This is a genomic window from Sphingomonas bacterium, from assembly GCF_028292945.1.
In the GTDB taxonomy this organism is placed as follows: Bacteria; Pseudomonadota; Alphaproteobacteria; order Sphingomonadales; family Sphingomonadaceae; genus Sphingomonas.
In genome coordinates this window covers 1-20,112 of record NZ_JAQGLJ010000110.1, presented here as the reverse complement: position 1 = coordinate 20,112, position 20,112 = coordinate 1, and the positions used below count along the sequence as shown (strand labels likewise).

The following is a 20,112-nucleotide window of genomic DNA, read 5'->3' as shown; positions in this document are numbered from 1 at the left end:
TTGTCGAGGTTGAGCGTCGGCGGCACGATCTGGTCGCGCAGCGCCAGGATGCAGAAGATCGCCTCGACCGCGCCCGCGCCGCCGAGCAGATGCCCAATCGCCGATTTGGTCGACGACATCGACACGCCGTCCATGGCGCTTCCGAACAGCCGCCGCACCGCGCCGAGCTCGAGCTCGTCGCCGAGGGGAGTCGAGGTCCCGTGCGCGTTGATATAGTCGATGTCGCCCGGTGCGAGGCCGGCCTTGCGCAGCGCCATCTCCATCGACCGGTAGGCGCCCGAGCCTTCCGGATGCGGCGCGGTCACGTGATAGGCGTCGCCCGACAGGCCATAGCCGATCACCTCGGCATAGATCTTGGCGCCGCGCTTCTTGGCGCGGTCATACTCCTCCAACACGACGACGCCTGCGCCCTCACCCATGACGAACCCGTCGCGATCCTTGTCATAGGGGCGGCTACCGCGCCACGGCTCGTCGCGAAACCCCGTCGACAGCGCCCGCGCCTGACCGAAGCCGGCGATACCGATCGGGCAGATCGCGCCCTCCGCGCCGCCTGCGAGCATGACGTCGGCATCATCCATCGCGATCATGCGCGCCGCGTCGCCGATCGAATGCGCGCCCGTCGAGCACGCCGTGACGACCGCATGGTTCGGGCCCATCAACCCGTATTTGATCGTCACCTGCCCGGTGATGAGGTTGATCAGCCGGCCGTGAACGAAGTGCGGCGACACGCGCTTGGGACCCTTCGCCGCCAGCACCAGCGACTCGCTCTCGATCCCCGGCAGGCCACCAATGCCCGAGCCGATCGAGCAGCCCGCGCGAAACCGCTCCGCCTCGCTCATATCGGTAAGCCCGGCATCCTCCAGCGCCTGACCGGCGGCGTCGATACCAAAGATGATGAACGGATCGACCTGCCGCTGGACCTTGTGGTCAACGCGCTTGCCCGGATCGAAGCCGTACTCGTGATCCGCCGGCTTCACTTCGCACGCATAGTTGGTGTGGAAGTCGGTCGCGTCGAAGCGCGTGATGACGCCCGCGCCAGATTTGGCTGCGAGGATGTTCTTCCACGCCGTCTCGACGTCCGCGCCGAGCGGGGTGACCAGGCCAAGGCCAGTGACGACGACACGCCGCATATGCGCTTCCTTCATCCCTATGAACGAAAAACGGCTCCCGGCCCGGATGCCGGGCGGGAGCCGCTCAATTCCTTACGCAAGCAAAGAGCTTAGCCCTTGTGCTCGTCGATATAGCTGATCGCGTCCTTGACGGTGGTGATCTTCTCGGCAGCGTCGTCGGGGATCTCGACGCCGAACTCCTCCTCGAACGCCATCACCAGCTCGACGATGTCGAGCGAATCCGCGCCCAGATCGTCGATGAAGCTGGCATCCTCCGTCACCTTCTCGGCCTCGACGCCGAGATGCTCGACGACGATCTTCTTCACGCGGTCGGCGGTCTCGCTCATAGTCTTGTCCCTCGTGGGTATGTTGTTCCTGAACGGCGGTAGAACGGGCGTCGCAAGCTGGCAAGTGTCACGAGATCATCGCCATCCCGCCATTAACGTGCAATGTCTGGCCCGTCACGTAGCCCGCCTCGCGGCTGGCGAGATAGACCACTGCGGCACCGATATCCTCGCCCGTGCCCAGATCGCCGACCGGGATGCGCTGCATCAGCGCCGTCTTCTGCGCGTCCGGCAATCCGTCGGTCATGGCCGAGCGGATGAAGCCCGGAGCGACGCAGTTGACGGTGATGTTGCGGCTCGCAAGCTCCTGCGCCAGCGCCTTCGACATGCCCGTCAGCCCCGCCTTGGACGCGGCATAGTTCGCCTGCCCCGGATTGCCCGTCGCGCCCACGACCGAGGTGACCGAGATCACCCGCCCGAACCGCGCTTTCATCATCGGCCGCGCGGCAGCCCGGATCAGCCGGAAGGCCGCCTCCAGGTTGACGCGGATGACGGTGTCCCACTCCTCATCCTTCATCCGCATGGCAAGGTTGTCGCGCGTCACGCCCGCATTGTTCACCAGGATGTCCAGCCCCCCCAGCGCCTCCACCGCGCGCGGCACCAGCGCGTCGACCTGCGCCGCGTCCGACAGATCGCATTGCAACGCGACATGCTCACCGCCAAGATCGGCCCGAAAGCGCTCCAGCTTGTCGCCATTCGACCCCGACACCGCCAGCCGCGCGCCCTGCCCTGCCAGCGCGGTCGCGATCGCCGACCCGATCCCCCCGGACGCTCCGGTGACGAGCGCGGTCATGCCTGTGAGGTCGAACATTGCCATCTCCTTCAGAACGCCTTCGCCAGCGCTTCCGCATCGTCCATCGTCACGACGCTGATCGCGCTCGCGTCCGGCACGATGCGCTTCACCATCGGGCCCAGCACCTTGCCGCCGATCTCAACGAACTCCGTCACCCCCGCCGCCGCCATCGCCAGCACCGACTCGCGCCAGCGGACCATGCCGGTCACCTGCTGCACCAGTGCCACGCGGATCATGCCCGGCGAGGCGATCGGCGCGGCATCGACGTTGCAATAGACCGGCACCAACGGCGCGCGCAGGTCCGCGTCGAGCAGCGCGTTCTCCATCACCTCGGCGGCGGGTTGCATGAGCGCGCAATGGAACGGGGCGGACACGGGCAGCAGCAGCGCGCGCTTCGCCCCCAGCTCCTTGGCCAGCGGGACCGCGCGTTCGATCGCCAGGAGATGGCCAGAGATCACCACCTGAGTGGGATCATTGTCGTTGGCGACGGTGCAGACCAGCTCCTCCCCGCCCTCCGCCAGGATCGCGTCCACCGCCGCGCCCGCGATGACATGCGCCAGCTCCAGGTTGCAGCCGAGCAGTACCGCCATCGCGCCCTGCCCCACCGGCACCGCTTCCTGCATCGCTTCTCCACGCGTCCGCAGCAGCCGCGCGGTCGTGGCGAGGTCAAACGCGCCCGCCGCGCACAGCGCCGTGTACTCGCCCAGCGAGTGCCCGGCGACATAGTCGCACTTCTCCGCCAGCCGCATGCCGCCCTCGCGCTCCAGCACGCGCAGAGTGGCGATCGCGTTCGCCATGATCGCCGGCTGTGCGTTCTCGGTCAGCATCAGCTCCTCGGCAGGCCCGTCGGCCATCAGTCGCGACAGGCTCTGCCCCAGCGCGTCGTCGACCTCCTGCAACACCTCGCGGGCATGGACGCTCGCGTCCGCCAGCGCCTTGCCCATGCCGACCGCCTGGCTGCCCTGACCCGGGAAGATGAATGCGCGCACTGCCTCTCTCCTTGTTGCCGCCCGACTAGGCAGCGCTCCGCGACGTGGCAACCCGGCTTGCCTTTCGCGGTCGCCCTGCTACGAGCAAGTCATCGGGGCGGCGGGCTCATGGCCTGCTCGCCCCGCTATGCATTGCACGACAGCCGGAGGGGTGCCGCATGGGGCGGCATCAGCGATCGGCAGGAGAATGAACAGCATGGCTCTGTACGAGCACGTGTTCCTTGCGCGCCAGGATCTGGCCCAGGCGCAAGTGGACGCCCTGGCGGAAGCCGCCAGCAAGATCATCACCGATGGACAGGGCAAGGTCACCAAGACCGAGAATTGGGGCCTGCGCAGCCTCGCCTATCGCATCGCCAAGAATCGCAAGGCGCATTACGTGATGCTCGAGATCGACGCACCGGGGCCGGTCGTCGCCGAGCTGGAGCGCCAGACTCAGATCAACGAGGACGTGATCCGCTACATGACCGTCAAGGTCGACGAGGCCGAGGCCGGTCCGTCGGTAATGATGCGCAAGCAGGAGCGCGATCGTGAGCGCCGCGCTGACCGTGAAGGTGGCCGCGAGGGCGGATTCTCGCGCGATGGTCGTGATGGTGGGCGTGACGGCGGGGGTTCGCGTCCCGACCGCCCGCGTCGTGAAGAGGAAGCAGCATAATGGCCCGCCCGTTTTTCCGTCGTCGCAAGTCGTGCCCGTTCAGCGCCAAGGATGCGCCCCGGATCGACTACAAGGACGTCCGCCTGCTGCAGGGCTTCGTTTCCGAGCGCGGCAAGATCGTCCCCTCGCGCATCACCAGCGTGGCGGCCAAGAAGCAGCGCGAGCTTGCCCAGGCGATCAAGCGCGCGCGTCATCTGGGCCTGCTGCCCTACGTCGTTAAGTAAGGAGCGGCCGCAATGGATGTCATTCTGCTGGAGCGCGTCGAGAAGCTCGGCGCCATCGGCGATGTGGTCACGGTGAAGGACGGGTTCGCCCGCAACTTCCTGCTGCCACGCAAGAAGGCGCTGCGCGCCAACGAAGCCAACCGCAAGGTGTTCGAAGCCAACCGCTCGCGCATCGAATCCGACAATGCCTCGCGTCGCGGCGACGCCGAGAAGGAAGCGGAGGGCTTCAAGGACGCCAAGGTCACCTTGATCCGCCAGGCGTCGAACACCGGCCAGCTCTATGGTTCGGTTGCGGTGCGCGATCTGATCGAGTCGCTGGCCGCCGATGGTCACAAGGTCGTCCGCTCGGCGATCGTGCTGGACAAGCCGATCAAGGCGATCGGCGTCTACGACGTGAAGGTAACCTTGCACCCCGAGGTTGTGGTGACCGTCAAGGTCAACGTTGCGCGCTCGCCGGAGGAAGCCGAAATGCAGGCTTCGGGCGTCGATGTGATGAAGCAGATGTTCGAGCGCGACGACGCGGGCTTTACCGAGGACTACGATCCGAACGCCGAACCCGGTGCGACGGCCGAGGTCCAGGTGGAGCAGCCGACGGAGGGCTGATCCGCTCCTCGTCGCCCTGAATTTGTTTCAGGGCCGATGCGAGACACTTCTCACCGGCGACACGCCTGAGACTTAGGTACCGCATGGATGCTGAAACAAGTTCAGCATGACGAGGAAGGGCCGTGATCCGGCAACTTGAACTAGACTGAAAAGAAAAGGGCCGCCCGGATCAGCTCCGAGCGGCCCTTTTCTTTATCCGCGCAACGGCAGGCTCAAGGAGCCCCAACGCAGGCGCTGACCACGGCTGCGAGCGGAATGAGCGCGAGAATGACGGGAACGATGTTCTTCATGGCAGCAGCAGCCCGTTTTTGATGTTGTGGGCTGAATGCGCGGCCCTGCGAAAGGTTGCGCCAGGATGAACGGATCCGCCGCCGACAAGTACTAGCCGCTTGACCGTACGATCGCCGCCATCTCGGCATTGCGGCGGGCCGCTGCCCGGAGCGTCGCCTCGATCAAGCGCGGCAGCGCCTCGTCGCCGTCGAGGACGTTCAGCCCTTCGCGCGTCGACCCGCCGGGACTGGCGACCCGATCAGCCAGCACACCCGGCCCAGCCTCGGCCCGCGCGGCAAGCAGCGCCGATCCTTCCACCGTGGCGAGCGCCAGCCGCGCGGCCTGATCGGCCGGCAAGCCCAGCGCCGCTCCCCCCTGCGCGAGCGCGTCGATGAACCGGTAGAGGAACGCCGGCCCGCTTCCCGCCAACGCGGTCACGACATCGAACAGCCGCTCGTCGTCGATCCACTCCACCAGCCCAAGCGGCGCCATCAGCGTTGCCGCACGCTCGCCCGCCTCCGCCCCACGCTCGCCGTGGAGCGCCACCACGCCCTTGCCGATCTCGACCGGCAGATTAGGCATCGCGCGCACGACCGGCGCCTCGATCAGGGTTGCCAGGCTGGCCAGTTCGACCCCCGCGAGGATCGAGATCGTCAGCCGGGGTGCATGTCCCCGCAACGCGCCGGCCACGGAAGTGAGCTGCTGCGGCTTGCATGCCAGCACGATCGTGTCGAATCGCTCGACAGGGGTGGCGGCTACCACGCGCACGCCATCCGGCATCGCGCGTCCGCTGGGGCTTACCACCGTCACCTGTGCAGACAGCAAACCGGCGTCCAGCCAGCGACGAAGCATCGCCCCGCCCATGTTGCCCGCGCCGATCATCAGCAGCCGGCCGGCTGATTGCGATAGGGTCAAGCCTCGCGCCCTACGCCTCGCCCTGCGTCTCGATCAGCGCCGCCGCGATCGCTTCCTTGGGGCTCTTCCCGCCCCACAGCACGAACTGGAATACGGGGTAGAAGCGCTCGCACTCCTCGACCGCGGTCTCGACCAGCAGCTCGGCGGCGGCGAGCGTCATGGTGCCGCCGTCCTCGCCGTCGATCATCGCCGCATGCCGATACAGCAGCACGCCCGACGACGACCACAGCTCGAAATGCCCGACCCACAGCTGCTCGTTGACCAGCGCCAGCGTCTCCCACACCGCCGCGCGGCGATCGTCGGTGATCTTGATGTCCGGAAACGCCAGGAACTGCAGGACGCTGTCGTCCTCGCGCCACAGCGCGCGCAGCTCATAGGTCGTCCAGCTGCCCTTGACGTGCGCGACGATCTCCTCGTCGTGACGCTCGTTCTCCCAGCCATGCGCGTCATAATAGGCCTCGAGCATGTCGATCGGCGCAGCGTCGTCCGCCTCGTGATCGCCCTCGTTCAACATGATCCCGTTCCCACGCACCCATTTTGCCGCGCTGGCCTGGCGACGACAAGCACGGTGTACGACCCTGTAGAGAAAGCTGTGGAAAAAGTCAGCCGACGCTCGGCGGCATTGGCGGGGGGGCGGCCCTGGCCTCCAGCACGTCCAGCCGTGCGCGAAGCAGGTCCGCCTCGTCGCGGGCCGCCGCCGCCATCGCCTTGACGGCTTCGAACTCGTCACGGCCGACGAAGTCCAGTCCGCCGATCCACTCGCGCGCGCGCTCCCGCGCGCCCGCTTCCGCCTCGCGGCCGACTCCCGCCACCGTACCGGCAACGCCGTTCAGGACCTTGACGAAGTCGCTCACCATTCGGTTTTCGGATTGCATCGCATACTCCCGCTTCGTCACAGCATCTGGGTGGTGCGGCCAGCGGGTGCAAGCCGTTCCGCGTCCGGGTTCATCTGGCCGATCCGCCAATTGAGCACGCCCGCGAAGCCGACCCACACCAGCAGCGGCACCATCAGCCAGGCGGCAGTGCGCCGCACACGACCGAACAGCAGCGTGACGATGATCCCGACCGCAAGGATCGCGACGATCAGCGCCAAGGCCGCCCAGATCCGGTGCGCGCCGAAGAACAGCGGCTGCCATCCCGCCAGCAAGGCCGCCAAAACCGCGAACAGCGCGACGGCAGGCCAACGCCCCCGCGCGCCGCGTGCGTTCAGCACCGTCGCCACCGCCAATCCCATGCAGATGTAGATGAGCGTCCAGGCGACCGGGAATGCCCAATCGGGCGGGTTCAGCGCCGGCTTGGCGAGCGCCGCATACCACGGGCTGTCACTGCCCGACTGCGTCGACTGACCCGACGCGAAGCCGATCAGCAGTACCAGCGGAACGCACACGGCCGCCCAGCGCGCGAACGACCACCGCAACTGCCCTCTCGATGCAAGCTCGCTCACGCGGTCATCCTCTCGGCCCCGGAGCGGCCCTGCCGCAGGAAGCGCGCGCGTTCAACCAAGCGAAGTCCCGAAATGGGCCGCGAGCAGGAACTCCACATTGCCTTCCGGGCCGGTGATCGGGCTGGGCGTCACCCCGATCACCGGCCAGCCCTGCTGCGCCAGCCACGCCGCGACGGCGTCGCACACGCGCGCATGCACGGCGGGATCGCGGATCACGCCACCCTTGCCGACCTCTTCGCGCCCGGCTTCGAACTGCGGCTTGACCAGCACCAGCGCGCGGGCGGCAGGCCTGGCGAACGACAGCGGCCGTTCCAGCACCTTGGCCAGGCCGATGAAGCTCGCATCGCAGACGATCAGATCGACCGGCTCGGGAATGTGCGCCGGCGTGAGGATGCGCGCGCTGGTCTGTTCCAGCACGACCACGCGCGCGTCCTGCCGCAGCTTCCAGGCGAGTTGGTTGGTGCCACTATCGACCGCATAAACCCGCGCCGCGCCGCGCGCGAGCAGCACGTCGGTAAACCCACCGGTCGACGACCCCACGTCCATCGCCACCGCGTCCGTCACGTCCCACCCGAAGTGATCGAGCCCATGCGCCAGCTTGACGCCGCCGCGCGATACCCACGGGTGATCGCGCCCACGCACTTCGATTCCGATATCGTCGGCCAGCATCTGCCCCGCCTTGACGACCTTCACCCCTCCCGCGAATACCACGCCCGCCATGATCAGCGCCTGCGCGCGCGTCCGGCTCTCCGCCAGGCAGCGGTCGGCGAGGAGCTGGTCGGCGCGCAACCTGGGCACTTAGTGAACCGCCGCAAACGGGTTTAAGATGCGGAGCTGGTCTTCGATCACCAGACCATGGTGCATGTCTTCCGACCAGAGCACGTCGCAGCCGCTCACCAACGCCGCACCGACAATCATGCCATCCCACAGCTGCAATCGGTGCTCCCGCGCAACGCGGATACCAGCCTCATGCACGGCAAGGTCCAGCGGCACTGGCGCTGGAAACAATCGCCGCAGGCGGGCAAGGTGCTGTTCGATTTCCGCCCACTCCCTGCCGCCGCGTCGGCGTGAGGCATAAACGAACTCATTCAAGGTCTGCACGCCGATCGCAGCCGCCGTGTCCAGTAGGGTCAGCGCGACCGACGCACGACGATCCGTGCTGAAGGCGTAGACCACGACGTTGCTGTCGATAAAGGCTCGCATTACCGTGCGTTGGCTTCATCTCGATCGAACTTGTAGTCAGCAGGCAGAGGCCGGGCCAGCTTGCGGATCTCCTCGATGATCTCGTCTCGCCGGCGATCACGGTCGATGGTCAAGACATCGCGCTCGGCCGCGCGAAGCTCGATTTCGTCTCCTTCGCTCAGCCCGAGTTCCCGCGCCACCTTTGCGGGAATACGCACGGCCAGACTATTTCCCCATTTCGCAACCTGCATGGCATCCTCTGGATATACAACACCCAACGTATATCATGGACTTCGCGGCCGCAAGGCCAGGTGAAGGGACATGACATGGCCGAACGGTTCGCGAGCAACGAAGAAGCCGTGGCCTACTGAAGGACGTCGCCGTCCAGCGCTCCGGCTTCTCGCGCTGGTTGGGCGTCGAGCCGGTGCGGTGCTGGCAGGGCGAGTCGGAGCTGGTGTTGGAGATGCGCCCGGAGGTGACCCAACATCACGGCTTCGCGCACGGGGCGATCGTCGGGCTGATGGCGGACAAAGCCTGCACCTGGGCCGCAGCGTCGGTCGCGGGCGACGTGGTGACCGGCAGCTACACGATCAACTTCGTCGCGCCCGCGCACGGCGAACGGCTGCGCGCGACGGTACGGTGCTGAAGGCGGGCCGCCGTCAGGCCATCGTTCGCGGGGACGTGTGGGCCGAGAAGCGAGGGTGCGGAACCCGCGCCGGTCGCTGTGGCGCAACCGACGATCGTGCCGGTCTAGGGCTCGCGCCGCGCCGCCTCGCGGGCAGCGACGCGCATCCGCCGCCAGATCGCCAGGTTCACCCCGACAAGTCCGATCACCGCCAGCACCGTCGCGGCGATCACCTTCTCCCACCCGCTCACGCGCGGGCCTCGGCGACCCCGCTGCTGTTGTGGCGCAGTGCCGACAGGACTGTCGCAACAATCGCATCTGCATCCAGTCCGGCCTCGGCATATTGCAGCTCCGGCTTGTCCTGATCCTGGAACCGGTCGGGCAGCCGCATCGTGCGCAGCTTCAGCCCCCCATCGATCAGCCCCTCGTCGCTCGCCAGCGTCAGCACGTGCGCGCCGAGACCGCCGACCGATGCCTCCTCGATCGTCAACGCCACCTCGTGCGTGGTCAGCAGGCGGCGGATCAGCGCCTCGTCCAGCGGCTTGACGAAGCGCAGGTCGGCGACGGTGGTCGACAGGCCCTTGGCTTCCAGCTGTTCGGCCGCCTTCAGCGCCTCGCCCAGCCGCGTGCCCAGCGACAGGATCGCGACCGCCTTGCCCTCGCGCACCACCCGCCCGCGACCGATCTCCAGCCGCTCGGGTGCCGTGGGCAGCGCGACGCCCGTGCCGTTGCCGCGCGGATAGCGGACGGCGATCGGGCCAGTGTCATGCACGACCATGGTGTGGACCATGTGGACCAGCTCCGCCTCGTCGGCGGGCGACATCACCACCAGGTTCGGCAGCGTCGCGAGGTAGGTAACATCGAACGAGCCGGCGTGCGTCGCACCGTCCGCCCCTACCAGCCCGGCGCGATCGATCGCGAAGCGGACGGGCAGATTCTGGATCGCGACGTCATGGACCACCTGATCATAGGCGCGCTGCAGAAAGGTGGAGTAGATCGCGCAGAACGGCCGCATCCCCTGCGCCGCCAGTCCGGCCGCGAAGGTGACCGCATGCTGCTCGGCAATACCGACGTCGAAGAAGCGGTCGGCGTGCGCGGCGGCGAATTTGTCGAGCCCGGTGCCCGAGGGCATCGCGGCGGTGATCGCACAGATGCGCGGATCGCTTTCCGCTTCACGGGCTAGCGCCTCCCCGAACACGTTCTGATATTGCGGCGGGCCGGCGGGCGATTTGGCTTGCGCGCCGGTGATCACATCGAACTTCTGCACGCCGTGATATTTGTCGGCAGACGCCTCGGCCGGGCCATAGCCCTTCCCCTTCTTGGTCACGACATGGACCAGGATCGGGCCTTCCTCCGCGTCGCGGACATTTTCGAGCACGGGGATCAGCTGGTCGAGATTGTGGCCGTCGATCGGGCCGACATAATAGAAGCCCAGCTCCTCGAACAGCGTGCCGCCCATCGCCATGCCGCGCGCGAACTCGTCCGTCTTGCGCGCGGCGGTGTGGAGCGGGCGCGGCAGCTTGCGCGCCAGCTTGCGCAGGACCTCGCGCATGCCCAGGAACTCCCGGCTCGACACGATGCGCGACAGATAGGCCGAAAGCCCACCGACCGGCGGCGCGATCGACATGTCGTTGTCGTTGAGGATCACGACCAGCCGGTTGCCCGCCTGCTCGGCATTGTTCATCGCCTCGTACGCCATCCCCGCCGACATCGCGCCGTCGCCGATCACGGCGATCCCCTTGCCCGGCTTGCCCGCGAGCTTATTGGCGATCGCGAACCCCAGCGCCGCCGAGATCGACGTCGACGAATGCGCCGCGCCGAACGGGTCGTATTCGCTTTCCGACCGCTTGGTGAAGCCCGACAGCCCGCCGCCCTGACGCAAGGTGCGGATGCGATCGCGCCGCCCGGTCAGGATCTTGTGCGGATAGCATTGATGCCCGACGTCCCACACCAGGCGGTCGGCGGGCGTGTCGAAGACATAGTGGATCGCGGTCGTCAGCTCGACCACACCCAGCCCGGAACCCAGATGGCCACCGGTAGCGCCGACCGCGGAGATCGTCTCGGCGCGAAGCTCGTCGGCGAGCTGGCGCAGCTGCTCGGGCTTCAGGCGCCGCAGATCGGCCGGAAGGGAGACGCTGTCGAGCAACGGGGTCGCGGGAAGATCGGCCATTCACCAGTGCTTACGCGTTCGCAAACCGGGTGTCGATTGCGCCGGACTGGACATCCCCTGCATGCGATCTGCATCATCGCCGCTTGCGCACCCATCGACTCGCCACCGAGGCCGACCTTCCCGCGATCGCTGGCCGGATGGATCGCGCCATCGCGGAACTGCAGCGCCCGTTCCTCACCCCCACCAGATCGCCGCCAGCCGCGCCAGCGTGGGGCTGGCCACGCAGCTGATCGCCGACCGCACCTACTGGCTGATCTTCGAAAGGCGACGATCTGGGCGGCTGCGGCGGCTGGAGAAGGCGGGCGACGCTGTACGGCGGTGATCATGCGGCGGACGTGCGCGACTCGTCCCTGCTGGATTCCGCGACCGACGCCGCGCGCATCCGCGCCATGTATGTCGACCCCGCCCGCCCCCGGCGTCGACTCGGCCGCGCATGCTGGCGCTGTGCGAGCAATCCGCGCGCCCGGCCGGCTTCGCTCGTGCGCAGCTGATAGCGACCAGGGCGGGCGAACCGCTGTATCTCGCCTGCGGCTGTGCGGTCGCCGAGCGCATCGACCGGATGGCGGCGGTCGGCATGGCGGTGCCGGGGCCATCATGACCAGGCGGCTGTAGCCTCGCCGCGCCATCTGCCGATCGCCACCAGGCTTGCTTTCGAAAACCGACATTCCATATGTTGCACCGCAACAAAGCAGGGTTCCTGCTCGTTGCGCGTGTGCAATTGATTGGATCGTCATGGAAAGTTTCACCGCGTCGATCCGTCTGCAGGCGGCAGGCAGCCCGCTTTCGTCCGGCGCCTCCGCTTCCGCCCTCCTTCCGCTGGTGGAGTTCGGTTCCAATCCCGGTGCGCTGAACGGCTGGTGCCATGTTCCGGACCGCGGATCAGACATCCCGCTGGTGGTTGTCCTGCACGGATGCACGCAGACCGCGGCGGGCTATGATCGTGGCGCCGGCTGGTCCGAGCTCGCCGAGCAGCACGGCTTTGCGTTGTTGTTCCCGGAGCAGCAGCGCGCGAACAACCCCAATCTCTGCTTCAACTGGTTCGTTCCGGGCGACACGGCTCGCGATGACGGCGAGGCGCTCTCGATCCGGCAGATGATCGGGGCGATGCTTGCGCGCCACGCGATCGATTCACGCCGCATCTTCATCACCGGCCTGTCGGCGGGTGGCGCGATGACGTCTGTCATGCTGGCGACCTATCCGGAACTGTTCGCGGGGGGCGGGATCATCGCGGGTCTTCCCTATGGAGCCGCGACATCGGTGACGCAGGCGCTGCAACGAATGCGCGGCCAAGGTCATGCCGATGCCGACACGTCCGCCGCTCTGCTCCGCGCCGCCTCGCTGCACGCCGGTCCCTGGCCCACGGTCTCCGTCTGGCACGGCGACGCGGACACCACCGTCGCACCGCTCAACGCGGACGCGATCGTCGACCAGTGGCGCACGCTGCACGGCGCCGCGCAGCAACCGGACCTGGTGGAGCTGATCGATGGCCATCGCCGCCGTGTGTGGCTGGACGGAAGTGGCCGAGAGGCGATCGAGGAGTATCGCGTCGCCGCGATGGGCCATGGCACGCCGCTGAGCACGCGGGGAGACGATGCCTGCGGAACGGCCGGTCCGCACATGCTGGAGGCGGGCATCTCCTCGACGGTACGGCTCGCGCGGCAATGGGGCCTGCTCGACACAGCGCCCCGCCGCGTTCTGCCCAAGCCCGACCTGGCCAATGCGCCGATCCCGCTCCGATCGGCGGCGAAAGGCCCCGCTGCTACCGTGCAGGACACGATCGAGATGGCCCTGCGCACCGCCGGGCTGATGCGCTGAGCGTCAGGATCTGACGGTTATCCGGGGCTGCAGTCGGCGCAGGTGCCGCGTACTTCGATCACTGGGCGCTTGGGGGTGAAGCCGCTCGCGCTGGCGACGCCGCGCACGCCGGTGGTGATGCGGTCGTCGTCCAGGTGGGTCGTCTGCCCGCAATCGTCGCACACCAGGAAGATGCAGTCGTGGAGGCAGTCGGGGTGCGCGTTGGCGATATAGGCGTTCGCGCTCTCGACCTTGCGGGCCAGGTTGCTGCCGACGAACAGGTCCAGAATACGGTACACGGTGTTCGCCGCCACCCGCCGGCCCTGCAGCGTGGAGACAGCCTCGGCGATGTCATAGGCGGAGGCGGGTTTTGCGAAGGCCGCCAGCGCCTCGAAGACGCTCGCGCGCATCACCGTCCACTGCTCGCCCGCCTTTTCGAGCGTCGCCTGCGCTACAATCTGAAGGTCCGCGCCCTCGGGCTCGTGATGATGATGAGCGTGTGCGGCCATATGACAAAGGTAAGCCTGCACCCCCGCCGGGGCAAGCGTCAGTGGGTAGCGCGATAGTTCAGGTCATGACCAAAGGCGAGCACGCCAACGCCCAGCACCGTCCATAGCGTCTCGCCCCCGCCGGCGCTGTGCGCCAGTCCCAGCGCGCCCGCCATCATGCCCAGGCCGAACGCACCGACCGCGGCCGGCAACATGTAACCATGCTGCAGGACGCCGCGGCCCAAGGCCAACGCGCCGAGCAGGATCGCGAGCACCAGCCCGACCTCGTGCACGACATGACTGAACAGCAGGCCACCCGCGGCCGACATCAGCGCCAGCGCGACCGACGTCGCGATGCAATGCACCAGACACAGACCCGACAGCCCGATTGCGAGGCGATCGAGGCCCCACTTCGCAAAGCCGAGTCTTGGCAGTTGGCGAATCAACGTCGTCACGCGCTCCATATGCTGCGATCGCATCCAAGTTACAATATCTCATTTCAACATCGGTTACCCGGCGATGCCGCGCAACCTTGCGCAGGCCGACGCGGGCGCTACCTGCCGGTGATGCTTCAACCCTCCCCCGCCTTCATGTCCCGCGCCCGCCCGCTGGCGATAGCGCGCTGGCTGTGGGCGGTCGCCGGGCTGCTGCTCGTGATGATCGTGGTCGGCGGAATCACGCGGCTGACGGAGTCGGGGCTGTCGATCACCGAATGGAAGCCGGTCACCGGCGCCGTCCCGCCGCTCAACGACGCCGACTGGCAGGCGGCATTCGACGCCTACAAGCGGATACCGGAGTACACCCAGGTCAACCAGGGTATGTCGCTGGCGGCGTTCAAGACGATCTTCTTCTGGGAGTATATCCACCGTCTGCTTGGTCGCGTGATCGGGCTTGCCTTCGCAGTGCCGCTGCTGTGGTTCGCTGTGACCAGACGCATCCCGGCAGGCTATGGCCGACGGCTGGTCGCGCTGCTGGCATTGGGCGCGCTGCAAGGCGCGATCGGCTGGTGGATGGTCGCGTCGGGGCTGACAGAGCGCACCGACGTCAGCCATCTGCGGCTCACCGTCCACCTGCTGGTCGCGCTGGTCATCCTTGGCGGCATCGTCTGGACGGCGCTCGACCTCGTCGCGCTGCATCGCCGGCCGCTGGCGGTTCCGGCGCGGTTGAGTCCGCTCGCGGGCGTTACGCTGATCCTGTTGTTCGCGCAGCTGGCGTTCGGGGCGCTGACCGCGGGGCTGAACGCGGGTCACGCCTTTTCCAGCTGGCCGCTGATGGGAGAGAAGCTGTTTCCCGACGGCGCGCTGCCCGCCGGCGCCGCCACTGGCGAGCTGATCAACAACCCGATCGTGGTGCAGTTCGTCCACCGCTGGCTGGCGTTCGTCGCGGGCGCGGGGCTGCTGGCGCTGGCCTGGCGCGCCGGGCGGCTCGGCAGCCGCACCGGGCTGGCGCTTACGGCGCTGCTGGTGCTGCAGATCGCGCTCGGCGTCGCGACGTTGACGACAGGCGTGAACATCCACGTCGCGGTGACGCATCAGTTCAATGCCGCGCTGCTGCTGATCGCTGCAGTGTTCGCCGCGCATCGGTCGGGTATCGGTCGGGTATCACGGTACCCGTCGGCAAACCCGCCTGAAAGCTTGACTTAGCTGCTCCTGATCGGCATTGCTCATCCATCGCGCCGCCCGTGACCGGGCGGCGTTTGTTCGTTGAAAGGTTCACGCCATGCAGGCGCTGATGAAGACTACCAAGTCGGTTAAGCCGCACGAGGTGGAGAAGAAGTGGCACATCGTCGATGCCGAGGGACTGGTCGTCGGCCGTGCCGCGGTGGTGATCGCGAACGTGCTGCGCGGCAAGCACAAGACCAGCTTCACGCCCCACGTCGATTGCGGTGACAACGTCGTCGTCATCAACGCCGACAAGATCCGCTTCACCTCCAACAAGGCGGCCAAGAAGATCTACTATCGCCACACCGGCTATGCCGGCGGGATCAAGGGCATCACCGCCGCCAAGGTGCTGGAGGGTCGCTTCCCTGAGCGCGTGCTGGAAAAGGCCGTGGAGCGGATGATCCCGCGCGGGCCGCTGGGCCGCGAGCAGATGCGCAACCTGCGCATCTTCAAGGGCACCGAGCACCCCCACACCGCACAGAACCCGCAGGTCCTCGACATCGCCGGCATGAGCCGCAAGAACAAGGTGGGCGCATAATGACCGACAACCGCCAGGACGGCGATACCCGCCAGTCGCTGTCCGACCTCGCCAGCCTGACGTCTCAGCCGGCGCCGGTCCCGACCGCGTCGGACGCGCTCGTGACGGGTGGCGAAGACGCCGCGCCCGTCAACAACTCCGGCCCCGCGCCCGCGCCGATGCCGCTGCGCGAGCAGATCATCGACAAGCAGGGCCGCGCCTATGCGACCGGTCGCCGCAAGGACGCGGTCGCACGCGTCTGGCTGAAGCCGGGATCGGGTAAGATCACGATCAACGGTCGCGACCAGGAAGTGTACTTCGCCCGCGCCACGCTGCGCCTCGTTCTAAACCAGGTGTTCGGCGTCACCGAGCGCGTCGGCCAGTACGACGTCACCTGCACCGTCAAGGGCGGTGGCCTGTCGGGCCAGGCCGGCGCGGTGAAGCATGGCATCAGCCAGGCGATCACCAAGTACGAGCCGATCCTGCGCGCGCCGGTCAAGGCGGCGGGCTTCCTGACCCGCGACAGCCGCACGGTGGAGCGCAAGAAGTACGGCCGCGCCAAGGCGCGTCGCAGCTTCCAGTTCTCCAAACGCTAGAACGACATACTTCTCGAGCAATGCGAAGGGCGGTCCCGCAGGGGGCCGCCCTTTTCGTTTTTGCGCCGGTGGCGATTGCAAGGCTGTTAAGTACTTGTAAACAATAGCATCTGTGCGACTGGCGGAGTCGCCGGGCGCGGTTGGGCCGTTCCCGTCGGTGAATATCTCGCTCTCGGGCCAGCGCGCTCGGCGCGATATTTTTCGACGGTGCGGGAACCCATGTTTGGTTACCGTCTTGTTACACAGAACGGCAACCCCGGGGAGACCGACGTCTTGTGCATCTATTGTAGCCGCAAATCGCATCCGAGTGCGGATGTCGTCTGGCAGAGCCTGAAGGATGGGAGCGCGACCGGGGCCGTTCAGCCTTATCTCACCATCACGCCCTTTGCGCAGCTGAGCATGAGCGACCTGGATGGCGCGGCCTTTGCCGCCGCGACCAGCACCTCGTCCAAGGCGACGACCGACTTTGTTCAGGACGGCGTCGGCGACATCAAGCCCCTTTCCAGACTGTTGACTCCTGCAGTAGTCGGGGTGACCGCCGACGAGGCCGGCGACGGCATTGGCGTTGCGCCGGGCAATCCGGTTTTGACGCTCGGCGCCCCCTCGACCATCGGGTCGATCAACACCAACGGCGATCAGGATTATTACCAGGTCACCTTTGAGGCCGGCAAGACATACCAGATCGGGATGTACGGCTACACCGCGCCTGAGGGTTCGGTCGACCGCGTCGGCATTCCCGTCGCGGACGCCTACATCGAGGTACGCGACTCCGCCGGCAACCTGATCACCACGGCGGACGGCGGCGCCGCCACCCCGGCGAACACGGTCAACTCAGGCTTCGACGTGTTGCTCACGTTCTCGGCGGAGACGACCGGCACCTACTACATCAACGCGCGCGCTTTCGACAACGACCCGACGGACGGTACGACTGGCGAGGGGGTCGGCGATTACGAGGTCTTTGCCAAGGAAGTCGATCCGAACGATCCGAGCGTCTATCGCCCGTATTACGAAACAGACAGCCCGCTCTACGCGATCGACTGGGGTAGCCAGATCAATCGGGTGAACCAGTCGGTTCGCAACCCTGATGGCAACGAGGGCACTCGCGACACCGGAAATGCGCAGGGCACGCCCGACTACAACACCAACGACATCGTTGGCCTGGACATCGCCGCGCTCGCCGCCGCGCAGGGCAAGGACATCACGGGCAAGAACGTCATCACCATCTACTTCGCCAAGCAGGGCGACGTCTTCCCCTCGATGGAAGACCCGGCCAGCCCGGGCCTTCCCCCCGCCACCGTCAGCACGTCCAACCCGGAACAATTCGAGATCACCGCGGTCTTCACCGCGCTTCGTGAGTTCGAAAAGGTAGCCGATGTCGTCTATCTGGAGGTACAGGACCGGGCGCAGGCCGACATCTTTTATACCAGCTACAAGGGCACGCCGGGGCCGGGCGTCAGCCTGCTCGGCTCGATGAGCCCACCCGATGAGCCGAACGAGGGCCTGGCCCAGTTCAACTCGGGCGATTACCGCTGGAACGCAACCGACCTGCAACAGGGCGGCTTCTCGTTCGTGACCTTGATCCACGAGTTCGGGCATGGCCACGGTCTGGCGCATCCGCACGACAATGGCGGCCGCTCGGGCATCATGAACGGCGTCACCTCCGACGGGCCCGTCGCCGACTACACGCTTGGCGACTTTTCGCTCAATCAGGCCGTGTTCACGATGATGTCGTACCAGGACGGCTGGCCAGAATCGCCATATGGCAATGCGCCGACCGACGTAGGCTATGGCTATCTGGGCGGTCTGATGGCGTTCGATATCGCCGCCATCCAGGACAAGTACGGCGTCAATGAAGACACCGCTACTGGCGACGACACCTACACTCTCAAAGACACGAACGAAATCGGCACCTTCTATTCGTCGATCTGGGACGGCGGCGGGTCCGACACGATCAAGTACGGAGGCACAAAGGACAGCGTCATCGATCTGCGTCCGGCGACGCTCAATTACGAGGTCGGCGGTGGCGGCAACGTGTCCTACGCCTTCGGCATCTTTGGCGGTTACACGATCGCGAACGGCGTCACGATCGAGAACGCGACCACCGATGCCGGGAACGACACGATTCGCGACAACGCGACGAACAACATCCTGTCGTCCGGCGCCGGCGCTGACTTCGTATACGCCAATGCGGGCGGCGACGACAGGGTGCTGCTCGGCGACGGCGACGACGCCGCCTACTTTGGCGCGGCATTGATGGCGTCGGATAACGTCGACGGCGGTGCCGGGCGCGATGTGCTTGCCCTGCAGGGCAACTACACGGGCCTGGTGCTGACGGCGGCGACGATGACCGGCATCGAGACCATCTCCTTGCTCAGCAACACCGATACCCGCTTCGGCGGCAGCGGCTCGAGCCCGTTCAGCTATGTGCTTGGCACGGACAACGCCAATGTTCCGGGGGGAAAGCAGCTGATCGTCAACGCCTCCACGCTGGAGGCCGGCGAAAACCTGACCTTTAACGGTGCGGCCGAGACCGACGGGACGTTCTTCATCTATGGCGGCAAGGGCGTCGACGTCCTGACCGGCGGCAGCGGTGCCGACGTGTTCTTCTTCGCCGAGGACGCGCGGTTTGCGTCCGCCGACCGGATCGACGGCGGCGCGGGTGCGGACATCGTGGTGCTGCGCGGCAATTATACGCTGACGCTGACCGGCACGTCGTTGGTGAACGTGGAGACGGTGACGCTCAACTCGGGCTCCGACGCGCGCTTCGCGCCGGCAGGGACACCGTTCAACTACGACATCACTACCAACGAGACGACCGTCGCCGCGGGTCAGCGGATGACGTTCAACGGCGGCGCGTTGCTGGAGACCGAGACGTTGCTGTTCAACGGCTCTGCGGAAACGAACGGCACGTTCCGGATCTTCGGTGGCGCCGCAAGCGACACGATCAGGGGCGGTACAGGCGCGGACCTGATCTTCGGCGGCCTCGGTGGCGATACGCTGGCGGGCGGCGGCGGCAACGACATGTTCCAGTATAATTCAGCGGCGGATTCGACGACTGCCGCCGGTGACCGGATCGGCGACTTCAGCATGGGCGATCTGCTCGACCTGTTGCGTATCGATGCCAATACGGGTGTTGACGGCGACCAGGCCTTTGCCTTCATCGGCTCCGGCGCGTTCACCAACCAGGCTGGCCAGCTGCGCGCGGCGCAGACCGACGGCCCCGTATGGACGGTATCAGGCGATGTCGATGGCGATGGCCGCGCGGACTTCGAGGTGGTCATCACCACGATCGACTCCGACCCGATCACGCAAGCGGACTTCGTACTGTAGAGGGCCGGCGGCGGCAGGGGCGCTGTCGCACCTGATCCTTGAATGGCGAACGACACGGGCGGTCCGGCAACGGGCCGCCCTTGTTGTGAACAGTCCTGTCCTGACCTGACTTTCGCCCGGAGCCAGACCCCACGGACGATCGGGCAGTGACGGCGTATTCCTGCACCCGATCTCCACATCCTGCGCGACAAGGCTGCAAACGACCCCGCTATCGGCCATACGGAACACGAACAGGGGCACACCACATGACGAACTCCACCCGACCCGCGACCTGGGGCAGCTTCATCGTCTGGGGCGGCGTCGCCACGCTGCTCCTGATCCCCGCGATCGCGATGCAGTTCACCGCCGAGGTCAACTGGACCGCGTCCGACTTCGTCGTCATGGGCGTGCTGCTCGCCAGCGTCGC

The 20,112-nt window shown here is 66.8% G+C and carries 25 protein-coding genes; 10 read left to right on the top strand and 15 right to left on the bottom strand.

Annotated features, from left to right (window positions below):
- The 4 genes from fabF to fabD form a co-directional block, all read right to left on the bottom strand.
- Nucleotides 1-1,130: beta-ketoacyl-ACP synthase II (gene fabF, locus JWN21_RS11965; RefSeq protein ID WP_299650317.1), on the bottom strand; the 1,130-nt coding region annotated here is incomplete at its 3' end.
- Nucleotides 1,131-1,219: 89 nt separating this feature from the next.
- Complete coding sequence (locus JWN21_RS11960; protein ID WP_299650314.1) at nucleotides 1,220-1,456, bottom strand: acyl carrier protein; 237 nt, start codon at nucleotides 1,454-1,456, stop codon at nucleotides 1,220-1,222.
- A 67-nt stretch (nucleotides 1,457-1,523) separates the two neighbouring features.
- The gene (gene fabG / locus JWN21_RS11955; protein WP_299650311.1) at nucleotides 1,524-2,264 is read right to left on the bottom strand and encodes a 3-oxoacyl-[acyl-carrier-protein] reductase; all 741 of its coding nucleotides are present in this window, start codon (nucleotides 2,262-2,264) and stop codon (nucleotides 1,524-1,526) included.
- Between the two features lie 11 nt (nucleotides 2,265-2,275).
- Nucleotides 2,276-3,235 (bottom strand): ACP S-malonyltransferase, encoded by a 960-nt coding sequence (gene fabD, locus JWN21_RS11950; protein WP_299650308.1) that lies wholly within the window; start codon nucleotides 3,233-3,235, stop codon nucleotides 2,276-2,278.
- A gap of 196 nt (nucleotides 3,236-3,431) precedes the next feature.
- Between fabD and rpsF the strand changes: the two genes are divergently transcribed.
- Genes rpsF through rplI form a run of 3 tightly spaced genes read left to right on the top strand, consistent with a single transcriptional unit; the run spans nucleotide 3,432 to nucleotide 4,714 of the window.
- Entirely contained in the window at nucleotides 3,432-3,887 is a 456-nt protein-coding gene (gene rpsF / locus JWN21_RS11945) for a 30S ribosomal protein S6 (protein ID WP_299650323.1), read from the top strand.
- A complete protein-coding gene (gene rpsR / locus JWN21_RS11940) occupies nucleotides 3,887-4,111 on the top strand; it encodes a 30S ribosomal protein S18 (RefSeq protein ID WP_174298474.1) in 225 nt (74 codons plus the stop codon). The genes rpsF and rpsR overlap by 1 nt, the downstream gene beginning before the upstream one ends.
- Nucleotides 4,112-4,123: 12 nt before the next feature.
- On the top strand, nucleotides 4,124-4,714 hold the full coding sequence (gene rplI / locus JWN21_RS11935; RefSeq protein ID WP_299650302.1) for a 50S ribosomal protein L9: 591 nt from the start codon (nucleotides 4,124-4,126) through the stop codon (nucleotides 4,712-4,714).
- A gap of 381 nt (nucleotides 4,715-5,095) precedes the next feature.
- Here rplI and proC read toward each other — a convergent pair whose 3' ends face one another.
- The 7 genes from proC to JWN21_RS11900 form a co-directional block, all read right to left on the bottom strand.
- The gene (gene proC, locus JWN21_RS11930; protein WP_299650320.1) at nucleotides 5,096-5,866 is read right to left on the bottom strand and encodes a pyrroline-5-carboxylate reductase; all 771 of its coding nucleotides are present in this window, start codon (nucleotides 5,864-5,866) and stop codon (nucleotides 5,096-5,098) included.
- Between the two features lie 43 nt (nucleotides 5,867-5,909).
- Nucleotides 5,910-6,413: a YbjN domain-containing protein gene (locus JWN21_RS11925; RefSeq protein WP_299650299.1), complete on the bottom strand. Its 504-nt coding sequence runs from the start codon at nucleotides 6,411-6,413 to the stop codon at nucleotides 5,910-5,912.
- Nucleotides 6,414-6,501: 88 nt separating this feature from the next.
- Nucleotides 6,502-6,774 carry an accessory factor UbiK family protein gene (locus tag JWN21_RS11920; protein WP_299650296.1) on the bottom strand — a complete coding sequence of 91 codons (273 nt, stop codon included), beginning with the start codon at nucleotides 6,772-6,774 and terminating at the stop codon, nucleotides 6,502-6,504.
- Between the two features lie 17 nt (nucleotides 6,775-6,791).
- The gene (locus tag JWN21_RS11915; RefSeq protein WP_299650293.1) at nucleotides 6,792-7,343 is read right to left on the bottom strand and encodes a TspO/MBR family protein; all 552 of its coding nucleotides are present in this window, start codon (nucleotides 7,341-7,343) and stop codon (nucleotides 6,792-6,794) included.
- A gap of 51 nt (nucleotides 7,344-7,394) precedes the next feature.
- Entirely contained in the window at nucleotides 7,395-8,141 is a 747-nt protein-coding gene (locus JWN21_RS11910; RefSeq protein WP_299650290.1) for a TlyA family RNA methyltransferase, read from the bottom strand.
- Entirely contained in the window at nucleotides 8,142-8,546 is a 405-nt protein-coding gene (locus JWN21_RS11905) for a PIN domain-containing protein (RefSeq protein ID WP_299650288.1), read from the bottom strand.
- A complete protein-coding gene (locus JWN21_RS11900; protein ID WP_299650287.1) occupies nucleotides 8,546-8,776 on the bottom strand; it encodes an AbrB/MazE/SpoVT family DNA-binding domain-containing protein in 231 nt (76 codons plus the stop codon). Before JWN21_RS11900 ends, JWN21_RS11905 begins: the two co-directional genes overlap by 1 nt.
- 173 nt (nucleotides 8,777-8,949) lie before the next feature.
- Here JWN21_RS11900 and JWN21_RS11895 point away from each other — a divergent pair, with 173 nt between their 5' ends.
- On the top strand, nucleotides 8,950-9,171 hold the full coding sequence (locus tag JWN21_RS11895; RefSeq protein WP_299650285.1) for a PaaI family thioesterase: 222 nt from the start codon (nucleotides 8,950-8,952) through the stop codon (nucleotides 9,169-9,171).
- Nucleotides 9,172-9,275: 104 nt separating this feature from the next.
- On the opposite strand, the gene JWN21_RS11890 is transcribed toward JWN21_RS11895, so the two are convergent.
- Both JWN21_RS11890 and dxs read right to left on the bottom strand, forming a co-directional pair.
- The gene (locus tag JWN21_RS11890) at nucleotides 9,276-9,401 is read right to left on the bottom strand and encodes a hypothetical protein (RefSeq protein ID WP_299650283.1); all 126 of its coding nucleotides are present in this window, start codon (nucleotides 9,399-9,401) and stop codon (nucleotides 9,276-9,278) included.
- Nucleotides 9,398-11,320 carry a 1-deoxy-D-xylulose-5-phosphate synthase gene (gene dxs / locus JWN21_RS11885; RefSeq protein WP_299650281.1) on the bottom strand — a complete coding sequence of 641 codons (1,923 nt, stop codon included), beginning with the start codon at nucleotides 11,318-11,320 and terminating at the stop codon, nucleotides 9,398-9,400. Before dxs ends, JWN21_RS11890 begins: the two co-directional genes overlap by 4 nt.
- Before the next feature lie 433 nt (nucleotides 11,321-11,753).
- Between dxs and JWN21_RS11880 the strand changes: the two genes are divergently transcribed.
- Together JWN21_RS11880 and JWN21_RS11875 are read left to right on the top strand one after the other, a co-directional pair.
- Complete coding sequence (locus tag JWN21_RS11880; protein WP_299650278.1) at nucleotides 11,754-11,918, top strand: hypothetical protein; 165 nt, start codon at nucleotides 11,754-11,756, stop codon at nucleotides 11,916-11,918.
- A gap of 134 nt (nucleotides 11,919-12,052) precedes the next feature.
- Nucleotides 12,053-13,135: a PHB depolymerase family esterase gene (locus tag JWN21_RS11875; RefSeq protein WP_299650275.1), complete on the top strand. Its 1,083-nt coding sequence runs from the start codon at nucleotides 12,053-12,055 to the stop codon at nucleotides 13,133-13,135.
- A gap of 17 nt (nucleotides 13,136-13,152) precedes the next feature.
- On the opposite strand, the gene JWN21_RS11870 is transcribed toward JWN21_RS11875, so the two are convergent.
- Together JWN21_RS11870 and JWN21_RS11865 are read right to left on the bottom strand one after the other, a co-directional pair.
- On the bottom strand, nucleotides 13,153-13,623 hold the full coding sequence (locus JWN21_RS11870) for a Fur family transcriptional regulator (protein WP_299650272.1): 471 nt from the start codon (nucleotides 13,621-13,623) through the stop codon (nucleotides 13,153-13,155).
- 38 nt (nucleotides 13,624-13,661) lie between these two features.
- Complete coding sequence (locus tag JWN21_RS11865; RefSeq protein ID WP_299650269.1) at nucleotides 13,662-14,057, bottom strand: MerC domain-containing protein; 396 nt, start codon at nucleotides 14,055-14,057, stop codon at nucleotides 13,662-13,664.
- A 111-nt stretch (nucleotides 14,058-14,168) separates the two neighbouring features.
- On the opposite strand from JWN21_RS11865, the gene JWN21_RS11860 reads away from it, so the two are divergent.
- The 4 genes from JWN21_RS11860 (at nucleotide 14,169) to JWN21_RS11845 (ending at nucleotide 19,706) form a co-directional block, all read left to right on the top strand.
- Nucleotides 14,169-15,245, top strand: a complete 1,077-nt coding sequence (locus tag JWN21_RS11860; protein ID WP_299650266.1) for a COX15/CtaA family protein — start codon at nucleotides 14,169-14,171, stop codon at nucleotides 15,243-15,245.
- Between the two features lie 76 nt (nucleotides 15,246-15,321).
- On the top strand, nucleotides 15,322-15,801 hold the full coding sequence (rplM, locus tag JWN21_RS11855; protein ID WP_299650263.1) for a 50S ribosomal protein L13: 480 nt from the start codon (nucleotides 15,322-15,324) through the stop codon (nucleotides 15,799-15,801).
- Complete coding sequence (rpsI, locus tag JWN21_RS11850; protein ID WP_299650260.1) at nucleotides 15,801-16,376, top strand: 30S ribosomal protein S9; 576 nt, start codon at nucleotides 15,801-15,803, stop codon at nucleotides 16,374-16,376. The genes rplM and rpsI overlap by 1 nt, the downstream gene beginning before the upstream one ends.
- A 399-nt stretch (nucleotides 16,377-16,775) precedes the next feature.
- Entirely contained in the window at nucleotides 16,776-19,706 is a 2,931-nt protein-coding gene (locus JWN21_RS11845; protein ID WP_299650257.1) for a M10 family metallopeptidase C-terminal domain-containing protein, read from the top strand.
- Nucleotides 19,707-20,112 lie beyond the last annotated feature (406 nt).

Excerpts from the sequence above, each read along its gene's own strand:
- JWN21_RS11960 (WP_299650314.1), bottom strand. The coding sequence starts at position 1,456 with ATGAGCGAGACCGCCGACCGCGTGAAGAAGATCGTCGTCGAGCATCTC.
- fabG (WP_299650311.1), bottom strand. The coding sequence starts at position 2,264 with ATGTTCGACCTCACAGGCATGACCGCGCTCGTCACCGGAGCGTCCGGG.
- rpsF (WP_299650323.1), top strand. The coding sequence starts at position 3,432 with ATGGCTCTGTACGAGCACGTGTTCCTTGCGCGCCAGGATCTGGCCCAG.
- rpsR (WP_174298474.1), top strand. The coding sequence starts at position 3,887 with ATGGCCCGCCCGTTTTTCCGTCGTCGCAAGTCGTGCCCGTTCAGCGCC.
- rplI (WP_299650302.1), top strand. The coding sequence starts at position 4,124 with ATGGATGTCATTCTGCTGGAGCGCGTCGAGAAGCTCGGCGCCATCGGC.
- proC (WP_299650320.1), bottom strand. The coding sequence starts at position 5,866 with ATGATCGGCGCGGGCAACATGGGCGGGGCGATGCTTCGTCGCTGGCTG.
- JWN21_RS11925 (WP_299650299.1), bottom strand. The coding sequence starts at position 6,413 with ATGTTGAACGAGGGCGATCACGAGGCGGACGACGCTGCGCCGATCGAC.
- JWN21_RS11920 (WP_299650296.1), bottom strand. The coding sequence starts at position 6,774 with ATGCAATCCGAAAACCGAATGGTGAGCGACTTCGTCAAGGTCCTGAAC.
- JWN21_RS11905 (WP_299650288.1), bottom strand. The coding sequence starts at position 8,546 with ATGCGAGCCTTTATCGACAGCAACGTCGTGGTCTACGCCTTCAGCACG.
- JWN21_RS11900 (WP_299650287.1), bottom strand. The coding sequence starts at position 8,776 with ATGCAGGTTGCGAAATGGGGAAATAGTCTGGCCGTGCGTATTCCCGCA.
- dxs (WP_299650281.1), bottom strand. The coding sequence starts at position 11,320 with ATGGCCGATCTTCCCGCGACCCCGTTGCTCGACAGCGTCTCCCTTCCG.
- JWN21_RS11880 (WP_299650278.1), top strand. The coding sequence starts at position 11,754 with ATGCTGGCGCTGTGCGAGCAATCCGCGCGCCCGGCCGGCTTCGCTCGT.
- JWN21_RS11875 (WP_299650275.1), top strand. The coding sequence starts at position 12,053 with ATGGAAAGTTTCACCGCGTCGATCCGTCTGCAGGCGGCAGGCAGCCCG.
- JWN21_RS11870 (WP_299650272.1), bottom strand. The coding sequence starts at position 13,623 with ATGGCCGCACACGCTCATCATCATCACGAGCCCGAGGGCGCGGACCTT.
- JWN21_RS11860 (WP_299650266.1), top strand. The coding sequence starts at position 14,169 with ATGCTTCAACCCTCCCCCGCCTTCATGTCCCGCGCCCGCCCGCTGGCG.
- rplM (WP_299650263.1), top strand. The coding sequence starts at position 15,322 with ATGCAGGCGCTGATGAAGACTACCAAGTCGGTTAAGCCGCACGAGGTG.
- rpsI (WP_299650260.1), top strand. The coding sequence starts at position 15,801 with ATGACCGACAACCGCCAGGACGGCGATACCCGCCAGTCGCTGTCCGAC.
- JWN21_RS11845 (WP_299650257.1), top strand. The coding sequence starts at position 16,776 with ATGAGCGACCTGGATGGCGCGGCCTTTGCCGCCGCGACCAGCACCTCG.